Annotated in this window: 12 protein-coding genes; 3 read left to right on the forward strand and 9 right to left on the reverse strand. The window is 63.1% G+C overall.

What is annotated here, in order from left to right:
- Positions 1–34 precede the first annotated feature (34 nt).
- Both WNZ15_RS01320 and WNZ15_RS01325 read right to left on the reverse strand, forming a co-directional pair.
- The gene (locus WNZ15_RS01320; RefSeq protein WP_342891125.1) at positions 35–925 is read right to left on the reverse strand and encodes a LysR substrate-binding domain-containing protein; all 891 of its coding nucleotides are present in this window, start codon (positions 923–925) and stop codon (positions 35–37) included.
- A gap of 164 nt (positions 926–1,089) precedes the next feature.
- Positions 1,090–1,965 (reverse strand): LysR substrate-binding domain-containing protein, encoded by an 876-nt coding sequence (locus WNZ15_RS01325; RefSeq protein ID WP_342891126.1) that lies wholly within the window; start codon positions 1,963–1,965, stop codon positions 1,090–1,092.
- A 264-nt stretch (positions 1,966–2,229) separates the two neighbouring features.
- Here WNZ15_RS01325 and WNZ15_RS01330 point away from each other — a divergent pair, with 264 nt between their 5' ends.
- Positions 2,230–2,547: a DUF1127 domain-containing protein gene (locus WNZ15_RS01330; RefSeq protein ID WP_342891127.1), complete on the forward strand. Its 318-nt coding sequence runs from the start codon at positions 2,230–2,232 to the stop codon at positions 2,545–2,547.
- A gap of 158 nt (positions 2,548–2,705) precedes the next feature.
- Here WNZ15_RS01330 and WNZ15_RS01335 read toward each other — a convergent pair whose 3' ends face one another.
- The 4 genes from WNZ15_RS01335 to WNZ15_RS01350 form a co-directional block, all read right to left on the reverse strand.
- Positions 2,706–3,494 (reverse strand): hypothetical protein, encoded by a 789-nt coding sequence (locus tag WNZ15_RS01335; RefSeq protein ID WP_342891128.1) that lies wholly within the window; start codon positions 3,492–3,494, stop codon positions 2,706–2,708.
- A 149-nt stretch (positions 3,495–3,643) separates the two neighbouring features.
- Complete coding sequence (locus WNZ15_RS01340) at positions 3,644–5,017, reverse strand: glutamate--cysteine ligase (protein WP_342891129.1); 1,374 nt, start codon at positions 5,015–5,017, stop codon at positions 3,644–3,646.
- Positions 5,018–5,175: 158 nt separating this feature from the next.
- The gene (locus tag WNZ15_RS01345; protein ID WP_342891130.1) at positions 5,176–6,942 is read right to left on the reverse strand and encodes an adenylate/guanylate cyclase domain-containing protein; all 1,767 of its coding nucleotides are present in this window, start codon (positions 6,940–6,942) and stop codon (positions 5,176–5,178) included.
- A 4-nt stretch (positions 6,943–6,946) separates the two neighbouring features.
- Positions 6,947–7,705 carry a 16S rRNA (uracil(1498)-N(3))-methyltransferase gene (locus WNZ15_RS01350; RefSeq protein WP_342891131.1) on the reverse strand — a complete coding sequence of 253 codons (759 nt, stop codon included), beginning with the start codon at positions 7,703–7,705 and terminating at the stop codon, positions 6,947–6,949.
- Between the two features lie 172 nt (positions 7,706–7,877).
- On the opposite strand from WNZ15_RS01350, the gene xseA reads away from it, so the two are divergent.
- Together xseA and WNZ15_RS01360 are read left to right on the forward strand one after the other, a co-directional pair.
- Complete coding sequence (gene xseA, locus WNZ15_RS01355) at positions 7,878–9,446, forward strand: exodeoxyribonuclease VII large subunit (protein ID WP_342891132.1); 1,569 nt, start codon at positions 7,878–7,880, stop codon at positions 9,444–9,446.
- Between the two features lie 274 nt (positions 9,447–9,720).
- Entirely contained in the window at positions 9,721–10,302 is a 582-nt protein-coding gene (locus WNZ15_RS01360) for a DUF805 domain-containing protein (RefSeq protein WP_342891133.1), read from the forward strand.
- Between the two features lie 76 nt (positions 10,303–10,378).
- Here the strand turns inward: WNZ15_RS01360 and WNZ15_RS01365 are convergent, their stop codons facing one another.
- From WNZ15_RS01365 to WNZ15_RS01375, 3 genes are all read right to left on the reverse strand, one after another.
- Positions 10,379–11,749 (reverse strand): TRAP transporter large permease, encoded by a 1,371-nt coding sequence (locus tag WNZ15_RS01365; RefSeq protein WP_342891134.1) that lies wholly within the window; start codon positions 11,747–11,749, stop codon positions 10,379–10,381.
- Positions 11,746–12,390, reverse strand: a complete 645-nt coding sequence (locus WNZ15_RS01370; protein ID WP_342891135.1) for a TRAP transporter small permease — start codon at positions 12,388–12,390, stop codon at positions 11,746–11,748. Before WNZ15_RS01370 ends, WNZ15_RS01365 begins: the two co-directional genes overlap by 4 nt.
- A gap of 84 nt (positions 12,391–12,474) precedes the next feature.
- Complete coding sequence (locus WNZ15_RS01375; protein WP_342891136.1) at positions 12,475–13,491, reverse strand: C4-dicarboxylate TRAP transporter substrate-binding protein; 1,017 nt, start codon at positions 13,489–13,491, stop codon at positions 12,475–12,477.
- Between the last annotated feature and the right edge of the window lie 189 nt (positions 13,492–13,680).

Below are 13,680 nucleotides of genomic sequence, written 5' to 3' on the forward strand. Positions count from 1 at the left end.
CCGAAACGCAGTGAAAAAGCGCCGACGGGCGCGGTTATTCGGCCGCCAACTGGCCCGTCCCATTGCCGACATTGCCGATCGCCGCAACCAGATGATTGCACAGCGTGTCGTGCATCGCTTCACGCGCCCCGCCGGAACGCAACAGGGCAATGTCGCAGAACGGCAGCGATGGAAATCCGTCCTTTTCCTCGAGGATCCGCATGCCGTCGCGAATTGCGCTTTCCGGGAACACCGTTACCGCAAGACCGGACTGAACCGCCCCGACCAGAGCCGCTGCGCTGGAACTGGTATAGGACACCCGGTAGCTCCGTCCTGCCCGGTCCAGGGCATCCATCGACAGCCGCCGCCAGCAGCAGCTCGCCGGGCCAAGCGCAAGCCGGACCACGTCCTGGGTATGGGCCGAATGCTGGGTCGAAGTAACCCAGTAGAGTGGCTCCCGCCGGATGATCTCGCCCCTGATGTCCATCGTGTCGCCCGATGTCGTGATGGCGACATCAAGAGCGCTGTCGCGGATCGCGTCGGTCAGCTTGGCGCTTGACGCACACTCCACCTGCACCTCGATCGACGGATTGAGACGGTTGAAGGCAGCCAGAACCTGCGGCAGCAACCGGTCCGCGTAGTCGTCCGGCACGCCCAGTTTGACGTGTCCGACTTCCTTGTGGCCGTTGAACGCGGACAGGGTCTCGTCGTTCAGCAGGATCATGCGCCGGGCGAATTCGATAAGCCGCAAGCCGTCCTCGGTCAGCCGCGATTGACGGCCGTCCTTGATGAAGATCGGCTGCCCGACACGGTCCTCAAGACGGCGCATCTGCATGGACACGGCCGACTGGGTCTTGTGAACCGCCTCACCGGCCTTGGTGAAGCTGCCAAGTTCCGCGATCGCCAGAAACGTGCGCAACTGATCGATATCTAGTGCGTGATTCATGCAGGACCCTGAACATGAGCCCCGTATCAGTGGGCTATTTGATTTGCGAATTGATCAGGCAAGATTACATCACAATCTGTGAAAAATCAATTGCATCTTGTCGTCCGGAAAATCGATAATTGTTATAACATCCTGAACCAAAACAGCTAATTCAATAAGCTCGTTTATTCAGCAGCTTGTGGAACGGAGAGATTGTCCAGCGACGAGACAATATGTTCCACCAGGGCATCGGTGACGCGCGAACTGTTGTGCCATGACCGCATGATGCCGATCTCGCACTCCGGCAATTTCGGAAAGCCGTCAGTTTCCGTCAGCACCCGCATGCCGGAGCGAAGCGCCGATTCCGGCAACACCGAAATGGCGAGCCCGGCCAGCACCGCGGCCCCGACAGCGGTCGAGTTCCAGCTCGAATAGAGCAGGCGGTGTTCGCGCATCTGATCGGCGAGCGCGCTGATCGCCGCCTTGCGCCAGTCGCAGGTCGCCCGACCGAGCGCGAGCGGCAGCGGCGATTCGTTTTCTACCGCGTGGCGGGCGGAGACGACCCACAGCAGCGGCTCGCGGCGCACGACGTCGACATTCTTGCGGCCCTTCTTCTGGACATGGGTGATGATGGCGACATCCAGTTCGCCCTCGGCGATCATGTCCGCCAGATTGGGCGTCGGTGCGCAGACCACGCTCACTTCCGCCTTGGGATTGGATCTGGAAAACCGGGCCAGAATTTCCGGCAGAAACCGGTCGGCGTAGTCGTCCGGCGTGCCGAGCCGGACCAGTCCCGCCAACTCCGTGTCGTCGAAGGCCGCCAGCGTCTCGTCATTGAGCTGAACCAGCCTGCGCGCGTAATGCAGCAGGCGTTCCCCGTGCTCGGTCAGCCGGGACTGACGTCCCACGCGCACAAACAGCGGTTTGCCGATGCGTTCCTCCAGCCGGCGCATCTGCATCGACACGGCGGACTGGGTCTTGTGTACGTTCTCCGCAGCGCGCGTGAAGCTGCCGCATTCGGCAATGGCCACGAATGTCCGGAGCTGGTCGAGGTCGAGCATGGGCATCTCACTTATAAGATATTCTCATGCCTATCACGCCATCCATTCGATCGGGAAATGTTTTCTACCCGCCTGCCCTCACCCGTGTGGAGAGGCGGCTTCACGCCAAACATCACAAAAAACGATTGTTTCAATCACAAACATTCGTTGGATTAATGTCTGGAAACCATCCATCTAGAGGGTGTTCCAACACAAGGATTGCCAGGCACTGGCGCGGAACGGGCTGCCGGAACTTCCTCCGGTCGCCAACAGGAGATTTTTGCCATGACACATATCGCAAGCACCCCGTTTTTCGCTCTCACCGGGCAGATGGCTGCCCGTGTCTGGCGCGTATTCAACAACCGGCGCAAGTTCGCTGAGCTGAAGACCTGGTCCGACGAGCAGTTGAACGACATCGGCCTGACCCGGAGCGATGTTCGACGCGCAATGGCACAGCCGTTCTATCGCGACCCGACATCTCTTCTGAGCGGCGCCGCGGCACACCCGCGCCAGAGGTTGGCCGCCAACGCTCCGCTGACCGGGCCGGCTCTGACCCTCGCCCGCCCGCAGCGCGCAGGCAAGGATGGCCAACTGGCCGCCTGACCCCATGACTGCCGGGGACCCGTTCCCGGAGATAGTTTTATGCAGCCCCTGTCGGCAGCCTTGCTGACACAACTGGCCCGCCATCCCTGGCGGGCCTTTTTTTTGAGAAACAAATCAGAATCCGGAACCGTCTCGGTCCGAAACACCGGCCAGCAGACCTAGTCCGTGCGGTAGTCCTTCGACGCCTTTTCAAAGAAGCTGTCGAACGCCTTGAACTGGCTGGACTGGAAATCCCGCCCGGCCGACATCCAGTCGGACACCATGCCTTCCAGTTCGGATGCTTCGGCTTCCGGGCCGCCGTCTTCGTTCCCGGACTCGTTGTCGTTTTCTGGCGAAAGCGCGTCTTCTTCCAGCGGCTCCGGGTCGTGCCCGGCCGGTTTTTCAACGATGCTGGCCGGCTGCAGGAAAGCGCCCCAGAAGGACTGCATGGCATTGGCGTAGCCCTGAAGATAGTCGACCGGGCTCGGCTGCGGTTTGGGCCGGCCTCTCGCGAATCCCCGCAAGTAGGCATCGAGAAGATTGCGCGCCTCGCCCTGGACGAAGGGACGCGCGATCTGGCCCATGGCGAGGGTGGCCGCCACCGGCATCATCTCCTGTATGGCACCGCTTTGCAGCCCGGTCAGGACCGAAACCTGGCCAGCCAGAGCCTGTTGCACCGCTTCAGGACCAAAAAACGGTGTCAACGCGGCTTCGGACGGGGTCTGGAAGAGGTTGGAATATCCGGCGAACGGCAATTGCGGACTGCCGGACAGGGGCGCCGACTGCCCCAGAAACTCGGTGAAACCCGGAACCGTGCTGCCGAAATAGCGGAATCCGTTCAGCGCCGCCGGCATGAGCTGTTCCATCACCCGGTTGAGGTCCTCGTTCGACCAGCCAAACCGGTTCCGGACATCCTCGCTCACAGAGAAAATGTCGAATGGGGGAGCTGCCGTCTCGCCGCCTGTCATTGCCCTGCTCCGGGTTCGCAATTGCAAGGCCTTGAGAAAACAGGCCATCGGCAAGCAGAGTGGCCCTTTGCAGGCTTTAGGTCAATTCGCGTGTTTGTCCGGCACCTGGCTGTCCCCTCACAATCACGCCGGTGACCTTGCCAATTGTCTCAATAGGCGTATTCGCGGAAGACCTGGGTGATGTCACCGTCCCAGGAGCCGTTGTAGCGCTGCAGGAGAATGTCGGCCGGGCACATGCCGGAGGCAAGCCCCTCCTCGATCGGCGCCAGGTGCACCCGCTCGTCCAGATCGCCGTCGCTGAGACGGTTGCGGCGCTTGAGCCCCTCCTGCGCCAGCGCAAGCACGTCCTTGGCGACATCCAGGACCGTGCCGTTCCGGAACGGCGTCTCCAGCGCGGTTTTCGGAACGTCGCGGCGCATCGCCGCGCGTTCTTCGTGGGTCCAGTCCGCCACCAGTTCCCAGGCCTGGTCCATCACGCCCTTGTCGTAGAGCAGGCCGACCCAAAGCGCCGGCAGTGCGCAGATCCGCCGCCACGGGCCGCCGTCGGCACCGCGCATCTCGATGTATTTCTTCAGGCGGACATCCGGGAACAGGGTCGACAGGTGGTTGTTCCAGTCGCCGATCGATGGCGTCGCATCCGGCACCTTGCCCTCCAGCGCGCCGTTCATGAACTGCCGGAAGGTGGTGCCGGTGACGTCGTGATAGGTCTGCCCCCGCTTGACGAAATACATCGGCACGTCGACCGCCCAGTCGACATATTGCTCGAAGCCGAAGCCGTCCTCGAAGGCGAAGGCCAGATCGCCGGTGCGGTCGGCGTCCGTGTCCATCCAGATCTCTCCCCGGAAGGACTTGAAGCCGTTCGGCTTGCCTTCGGTAAAGGGAGAGTTCGCAAAAATGGCGGTCGCGACCGGCTGCAGCGCCAGGCCGATGCGCATCTTTTTGACCATGTCGGCTTCGGAGGAGAAATCCAGGTTCACCTGGATGGTCGAGGTCCGGTACATCATGTCGAGGCCGAGCGATCCGACCTTGGGCATGTAGTTGGTCATGATGTCATAGCGGGACTTGGGCATGCGCGGCATCTGGGACCGCGCCCAGGTCGGCGTCATGCCGATGCCCAGAAACCCGATACCGAGCGGCTCGGCCACCTGGCGCACCTGGGCCAGGTGCTGGTTGGCCTCCCGGCACGTCTGGTGAAGGGTTTCCAGCGGCGCGCCGGACAATTCGAACTGGCCGCCCGGTTCGATGGAAATGGCGCCACCGCCCCGATCGTCCGCCAGACCGATGATCTTGCCGGCGTCCTCGATCCGTTCCCAGCCGGTCAGGTTTTCCATCCCGGTGAGCACGGCTTCCACACCCTTTGCGCCCTCATAGGGGATGGGGGTCAGATCCTTCAGGCAAAATCCGAATTTTTCGTGCTCGGTGCCAATGCGGAACCGCTCTTCCGGCTTGCTCCCCTCCTCGAGCGTGGCTGCCAGATCGGCAACCGTTTCAATCGGGGTGGAGTCGACCGTATCGCGGGCCATGTAACCGTCCTAAATTCTGCGCGGCGCCTCAGCAAAGACGTCGCAACGCCCGCAAACCGCTATGATCCGGCACGTTCGCAAGACGAACGCTTTTAAGCTTCGGTGATTTAGGAGTGCTGAAACAAGATTGCAAGCAAGGAAACTGCGGCGGGCGGATCTCACGCTATTCTGAAGACGGATAACGGTTCCTCGCGGCCGCGCAACTGCACGGTTCCGAGGCTGGTCGCATGCGCGCCCTCCGGCAGGTGCCGCATGGTCTCGGCGCTGGCGAGCGCGATGACCTTCGCCTTCGGATCGACCGTCTTGCCGTGCTCCTGGAGACGCGCGGCCACGTTGACCGCGTCGCCGATGACGGTGTAGTTCATGCGCGCCGCCGAGCCGATGTCGCCAACCACCACCTTGCCCGTATGAACGCCGATCCGGACCCGCATGGTCTCTGCGGGTATTTGCTCGATCCGCTCGGCCAGCGCCCTGACCGCCGCGATTGCCAGGGCTGCGTGATCCGGCTGGTCGGAGGGCGCACCCCAGAACGCCATTACGCCGTCGCCGAGAAACTTGTCGATCGTGCCGTGCTGCTCGGAGATGGCCTCCGACACGGTTTCGAAATAGCCATTGAGATAGGAAGCCGTCTCTTCCGCGCTCATGTGCGAGGCCAGATCGGTAAAGCCGGCGAGATCGGTGAAGACGATCGTCATTTCCTTGATCTCGATATTGCGGGTGCTGGTCATGCCCTCTTCGACCAGGCGGGAGACAAGCTGCCGGGGCACGTATTTCGCAAAGGCGTTGAGCGCGCCGATCGACCCGTTGAAGGCCTGGTTGACATCGTCCAGTTCCACGAGCAGGGACCGCGGCAGCCGCTCTGACGCCGCGAACTCCAGGGTCCGCATCTGCGCGGCGGCATGGGCCAGTCTGCTCAGCGGGCGGCCGAGCAGGCGGCCGACAATGAAGGACAGGACAGCCCCGACGACCAGCGCCACCAGTGCCGCGTAGAGCACGATCTGGGTCTGGTCCAGGGCCGCGCCGAAGTCGGCCGCCTGATAGAGCGTTCCCAGGGTCCATCCCGCCGCCGGGCCCGACTGCACTTCGGTGAAGATCGCCGTGAACATCCTTTGCGACCCCGGAAAGACCCTGCCCGAGACCCCACCGCTCATGTCGAAAGCCCTGTCCTGGTCCTTCCAGATGAAATGCAGCGGCGATCCGGTCAGGCTGCCCAGGGCAGGCAACGGTGCATCGGCGCTTGCGGCAAACGCGCTTTCCGGAAGTCCGCCGACCACGATCGCCCGGTCCCGCCCGGCCAGCAGAAACACCTGCTGGCGGCCTTCCCACTCCATGGTTTTTGCAAGTGCCGCGAAGACCGGCTGGGGATAGTGAGCCGACAGCACCTGGCCGTTGCCGAGGTCAAGGTCCGCTGACATGACACCGGTCCGGAACCCGTCCAGGTGGCGAAACTCCAACCAGCGCAGCGGGGACACTTGACCCACCGGGCCGTCCGCCGTCATCGCGCGGCCGAGATCCAGCCTCGCGCCCTCGGGCAACAGCTTGCCGTAGACTTCCAGATCCGTGTCGTCGAGCCGGTTTCCGGTCACCGCCACATGGGCCGCGAACGAGCGCAACAGCAGTTCCTGTTGCGCGAAGAACCCTTGCAGAACCGCCTCGTTGCCGTTCAGGACGGCGAGGCCCTGCTCGTCCAGCAGGCGTCCGGCAATGCGCCGGTCCGCCGCGGCCATGTAGGTAATGATGATGCCGCAGATCAGCACGAGCAGCAAAGAGAAGACCAGGCCGAGCGCCACGCCGACAGGCAACCGGACCCGCAGGTGGCCCTTGCGGGCGGTCGGGCCGTCCCCAAGCTTGTCCCGTTCCTCGACCCCGGCGTTGCGGCCACTGCCGGTGACCGGCTCCTGCTTCGGCGGGATCCCCGGGGTCATAGGTCTATCTCCAATCGCCCAGGGTGGCCTGAATGATGGCGAGCGCGGCAACCGCCGCCGTGTCTGCCCGCAGGATACGGGGGCCGAGAGGAATGGGAGTGACAAACTCCAGGCCGCGCAGCCTGTCCCGCTCCTCTTCGGAAAAGCCGCCTTCGGGTCCGATCAGGACCGCGAGGGGCGGCGCACCTGCGTCCTTCATCTGGGCCAGTGCCAGCAGCGGGTTGTCGGTGCCCTCGCCCTCGTCGCAAAACAGCAGCCGCCGACCGGGTTGCGCTTCCGGCCAGCCGTCAAGGACATCCTGCAGGGGCTGGGGCGCCAGAACCTCCGGGACGCAGAGCACGCCGCATTGCTCGGAGGCCTCGATCACATTGGCCTCCATGCGTTCAAGATTGACCCGGCTTGCCTGTGTGTGCTGGGTCATCACCGGTTTCAGGCTGCCGGCGCCCATCTCCACGGCCTTCTGCACCATGTAGTCCAGCCGGGCGTGCTTGAGCGGCGCGAACATGTAGATCAGGTCGTTCCGCGCGGTCTGCTCGCGCAGGCGTTCGACCAATTGCAACGTGCAATCGCGCCGGCTGTTGCTGGAAATCTTCGCCAGCCATTCGCCGTCACTGCCGTTGAAGACAAGCACGAAATCGCCGTCCCTGAGCCGCAGCACATTCAAAAGGTAGTTCGCCTGACCGCGATCCGCCTCGATGCGTGCACCGTCGGCAAGGATGTGTCGCAGGAATAGTCTTTGCATGTTGAACTCGTATTTGGCCATGAGCAGACCGTAGCCGCGATTGTGTGGGATTCAAGGCGGATCGGCCAGTTCCGAGAGATACGAACCGTCTTCTTTCCGCCGGCGATCCGTCAACAGTCCGCATGCCTGTGGCCGGCTCTTGACCCTTCGCCCGCAAGCAGCCAGTTTTCTCCGGTCAGAAGGAATCACCTGCTTGAGCGAATCCCAGTCCAATGTCGCGGAGTTCTCGGTCTCCGAAATCTCCTTCTCCATCAAGCGCACGATGGAGGACACATTCGGCTATGTGCGGGTGCGCGGCGAACTGGGACGGATTTCCAGGCCCGGATCCGGCCACATCTATCTGGACCTGAAGGACGATCGCTCGGTTCTGTCCGGCGTGATCTGGCGAGGCGTCGCCTCCAAGTTGAAGATCCAGCCCGAGCAGGGCCTCGAGGTGATCGCCACCGGCAAGATCACGACTTTTCCCGGCCAGTCGAAATACCAGATGGTGATCGACGCGCTCGAGCCCGCGGGCGCCGGAGCCCTGATGGCGCTTCTGGAAGAACGCAAGAAAAAGCTCGCCGCGGAAGGGCTGTTCGCCGAGGAAGCCAAGAAAAAACTGCCGCCGCTGCCGAAGGTGATCGGCGTGGTCACCTCGCCGACCGGCGCCGTCATCCGCGATATCCTGCACCGGATTTCCGACCGTTTCCCCATTCACGTTCTGGTCTGGCCGGTGCGGGTGCAGGGAGAAACGTCCGGCGCGGAAGTGGCCAACGGCATTCGCGGGTTCAATGCGCTGGCCCCCGGCGGATCAATTCCGCGCCCGGACCTTGTGATCGTCGCCCGTGGCGGCGGCAGCATCGAGGACCTGTGGGGCTTCAATGAGGAAGCCGTCGTGCGCGCTGCCGCCGACAGCGCCATTCCGCTGATCTCGGCGGTCGGTCACGAGACCGACTGGACGCTGATCGACCTTGCCGCCGACCTGCGCGCGCCGACCCCGACCGGCGCGGCCGAAATCGCCGTTCCGGTGAAAGCGGAGCTGATGGCGATGGTCGACGACCGGTCGCGGCGGCTCAATTCCGGGCTGGTGCGGTTTGTCACCGGGCGCCGGACCGAGTTGCGGGCAGCCAGTGCGGCGCTGCCCCAGCCGCAGGACCTGCTCGCCCTGCCGCGTCAGAAATTCGACAATCTCGCAAACAGCCTGGAACGCTCGCTGATCGTCAGCACGCGGACCCACCGGACCCACTTCCAGACCCTCCACGGGCGCCTGTCGCCAATGCTGCTGACGCGCCTGACCAGCAAGGCGCGCCAGGACCTTGTCCAGAACAGCGAGCGCCAGCAACGCGCGCTCAAGGTCGCGGTTGCCCAGAAACGGCAGGCCTATGCCGCGCTCGCCGCGCGGTTGACGCCGGGCCGCCTTGCCCAGCAGACGGTGCTCGGCCAGGAGCGCCTCGCCGGTCTCGGCGAGCGCCTGGAGCGGGCCTATGTCGCACGGGTTTCCCAGGAAAAAGCCCGGCTCGACGGTCTGCAGAAGCTGCTCAAATCGCTGTCCTACAAGGATGTGCTCGCGCGTGGCTATGCGGTTGTCCGCAATGACGAAGGCCATCCGGTCCGCTCCGCGGATGCCGTGGCTCCGGGCGCTGCCCTCTCCATAGAACTGGCCGACGGATCGATCGACGCGGTTGCCGCCGGCGCGGGCGAAACGCCCGCTCCCGCAAAAGCCAGACCGAAGAGGGCCGCCTCGGGAAAACCCAAGCCTGCCGGTCAGGGCGACCTGTTCTGACACCTGCCGACCGGACGCACCCGACAGCGGCAGTCGACCTGAGCGAGACAAACCGGGACAACAAACTGTAGCAACAAACCGGGGCGACCGACGATGTCGCGCGCGCGGCACCGCGCCCGGATCGCAGCCCGGCATCCAATCGCACAACCTGGCGGCACAGCCTGGCGGCACAGCCTGGTTCGGTCGGTTTTAACCTATTCCCTTACACCAATCTTAAACCACCTCGCGTAACGTCATGTCATTCTGTCAATTGACTTTCGGACGGGGGGCATCGATGCCGACACCACGCAAGCACTTTGGAAGACGCGGCCTGGCACAGCAATCAGCGACGGGCTGGGGCAATTCGCAAACCCGGTACGGAACGGCAGCGCCGGCCTATGCCGCGCCCGGCTATGGCTCAGATGCGGACGAAGGCACCGGCATGTCCCTGGCGGGCATCGGGTCCGTGTTCGCAATGCTGTTCAGCTTTCAGGGGCGCATCGGCCGAATGGAATACTGGGGCATCGGCATTGTCCGCTTCATCCTGATGATCGCCGTGGCCATCGCCTATGCCAGCAGCCTTCCGGCAAACAGCGCCCAGCTCGATTCTGCGGCGGTGCTTGGCGGCTTTATGGACACCGGCACCGGCATGATTTACCTGCTCGCGTTCGTCGCCCTGACGGTCTGCCTGTTTTCCCTCGAAGTCCGCCGCTGCCACGACCGGGATGCCTCCGGTCTGTGGATCCTGATCATGTTCATCCCGATCATCGGCGCGTTCTTCGCCCTCTATCTGTTTGTTGTCAATGGCTTTTTTCCGGGAACCCAGGGACCGAACCGCTTCGATTCCGGCCGCAGTCAGGCCGCTGTCTTCGACTGACGCCCTTCTTTGTTCAACGCAAGACGCCGCCGGAGACAGGCTCCGGCGGCGTCTTTTTTCGGTTTCGGCAGACCTGTTATCCCATCAGTTCCGGCAGGATTGTGATGATCGCCGGGAAGGCCAGAAGGCCACCAATCGTCAGGACGTCCGCGATGAAGAACGGCACGCAGCCGCGGAAGACTTCCTGCACCGGAATATCCGGCCGGACCCCGGAAACCACGAAGCAGTTCAAGCCTATGGGGGGCGTAATCAGACAGAGCTCCGCCATTTTCACCACCAGGATGCCGAACCAGATCGCGCAGGCCTCTCCCGACATGCCGAAGGCACTGTCCGCTGCCGTCACGCCTTCGCCGCCATTGAGCGCAATCACCGCCGGATAGACCACCGGCAGGGTCAGGATCAGCATGCCGATCGCATCCATGAACATGCCGAGAACGGCATAGGCCAGCAGGATGCAGATCATCACGATCCAGGGCGAGAATTCGAGCGCGACGATGAAGTCCTTGAAGGCGTCCGGCAGGCCCGCAAAGCCCAGGAAGCGCACATAGACCAGCACACCCCAGATCAGTGTGAAGATCATCACGGTGAGCTTTGCCGTCTCGTGCAAGGCCTGGCCGAGCTGGCGGCCGCGCATGCCTTTGGCAAAGGCGACCACAAGCACCACAAAGGCGCCGAGCGACCCCGCCTCGGTCGGCGTTGCCAGTCCGAAGAAGAACGAGCAGAAGATGATCGCCACCACGGCGATGATCGGCAGAGTGCCCGGAACACTTTCGAAACGCTCTTTCCAGGTGTAGCCCTTGATCGCCGGAGCGTCGCCACGCCAGGCGGAGACGGCCACGATGATGCCGACGTAGACCAGCGCGGAGAACACGCCGGGCAGGAAACCGGCGATCAGAAGCTTGCCGACGGACTGCTCCACCAGGATCGCGTAGATCACCAGAATGGCAGAGGGCGGGATCAGCGACGCGAGTGTTCCGCCGGCGGCAACCACGGCGGCCGACAGCCGCTTGGAATAGCCGGCGGCCAGCATTTCGGGAATGGCCACGCGGGCGAACACCGCTGCGGTCGCGACGGAGGCCCCGGAGACGGCCGCGAAGCCGGCCGTGGAGAACACCGTTCCAACGGCCATGCCGCCCGGCAACCAGCCGAGCCAGCGTTTGGCAGCCTCGAACAATTGCTTGGTGAAACCGGCGTAGAACGCCAGGAAGCCGATCAGGATGAATGTCGGCAAGACCGACAGGGCGTAGGTGACGGATTTGGAATGCGGGATCGTTCCGGCCATCTTGAGCGCCACGAAAAACCCGCGCTCGAAGCCCATCTTCATGGAGAACAGCACGATCAGGCCGACCAGGCCGGTAAAGGCAGCGGCGAACGCGACCCGCACGCCGATCACGACAAGAACCAGCAGGACGCCGGTCATCATGATGCCAACATCAAACGGCGTCATCTGGCTTCTCCTTCGCCGGTGTCCTCGCCAAAGGCTTCCTCGATCTCGTGTTTGGCATGTTCCTCGACACCCTCGATCACCGGCACGGCGACCGCGTCACGCGTCGGATCCGCGACCAGGCGGCTGTAGCCGTAGATCTGCATGAGCAGACGCAGGAACAGCAGCCCGAGCGCAGCCGGTATCATCAGCTTCGAGGGCCAGGTCGGCAGACGTATGTCCATGGTGCTGTCGCCGATCCCCCAGGAGCGGCCGAAGTGGTACCAGGATCCCCAGATGAGCAGCGCGACCGTGACGGCGATCAGGATGACACCAAGCATCTCGCAGATGTAAAGCGTACGGCCACTCAACTTGCCGAGCACGATTTCCATACGGATATGCCCGCCGACGCGCTGGCAATAGGCCACGCCGGCGAAAGCGAAAATCGCCATCGCCTGTTCGGTGATATCGATGAAGCCCGGAACCGGCATGTTGAACAACAGGCGGCCCACGACCTGGGCGACGGCCAGCAGCATCAGGGCGAGGATCGAGAATGCCGCGAACAGGTTGAAGGCGTTTTCGACGTGGCTGAGCCAGCCGTCGAAACGAATAAAGGTAACCGGGCGTTCCGAAGCGGAACGGCTACCGGGATCAATTGTCATCATGAGTGTCAGCCCCGAGCAGGGCTTTCTGGCGCCGCACCCTTGGATGTGCGCCAGAAAGCATGAGGTCAATCAGGAAGTGCCGGTTTATTCGGCGATGGTCTTCTTGACCATGTCGAGCAGTTCCTGAGCGGGCAGACCGTTGGCGGACTGCTCTTCGACCCAGGCGTTCTGGATCGGCCCGGCCTTTTCGGCGAAAGCGGCCAGTTCCTCGTCGGAAAACTCGATCTGCGTGACGCCGCGGCTTTCCAGCTCGGGCCACCACTTGTCGTAGACCTTCGCGTATGTGTCGAGGTAATGCGCGATCGCCGGATCCACGGAGGCGTCCAGCGCGGCCTTCAGGTCGTCCGGCAGGGCCTCGTAAGCCTCGATATTGACCACGATCGGGCAATGCACGGTGCCCGGATTGAGGTTCTTGGTCCACCAGTCGGCGACTTCAACCACCTTGAAGGACAGGTGCGCATGCGGTGCGAAGCCGGCGGCCTGCACGGTGCCGGAGTCGATCGCCTGATAGGTTTCAGACGCGGTGACGGAAGTGGGCACGGCACCGACGGCTTCCATCAGCTTGCCGAGACCGCCCAGCGCGCGCACACGCATGCCGTCGAAGTCCGCGATGCTCTCCGGCACATCGCCCTTGCCCGCAAAGTTGTACTGCGGCATCGGCGAAGGCATCAGCAGCTTGGCGTTCCAGCGTCCGAGGTCGGCCTGCACGGCGGGGTGCGCGTAGAGTGCCTTGGAGACCTTCACTTCGGTTTCCAGATCCGAAACACCGAGGAACGGCAGTTCCAGAACTGTCAGGCTCGGGTTCTTGTCGGCATGATAGGAGGCACAGAACTGCGCCATCTCGAATGCACCGAAGGAGATCCCGTCAAGGTTCTCACGGGACTTGGACAACGCACCGCCGTAGTGGAGCTTGATTTCGAATTTCCCGTCGGTCCGCGCAGCCACTTCTTCAGCCAGCTTCTCGACATGTTCGGTGAAGGCGCGGCGCTTGCCCCACAGCGACACATTCCAGGTCACGTCAGCGGCGAAGGTTTCGGTGGCAAAAACAACGGACAGCGCAGCCGCGGACACAGCGGTCGCGGACTTGAGTGAAAAGAGCATGCAATCCTCCCGAGATCATCGGCCATGCTTCAGACGTGAAACATGGCCCTGCTCATTTCCCTGGTCGCTCAGCCTGGACACTTCTCATGCCGCAGGCCCGGATCAGGTCGATGGTCCCATAGCATGACCCGTGCCAGTTCGAATTGACAACACCTCAATTGCGGAATCCCGGGCATCTTCCCTGATGGT

It is taken from the genome of Roseibium sp. AS2 (genome assembly GCF_038900065.1).
GTDB lineage: Bacteria > Pseudomonadota > Alphaproteobacteria > Rhizobiales > Stappiaceae > Roseibium.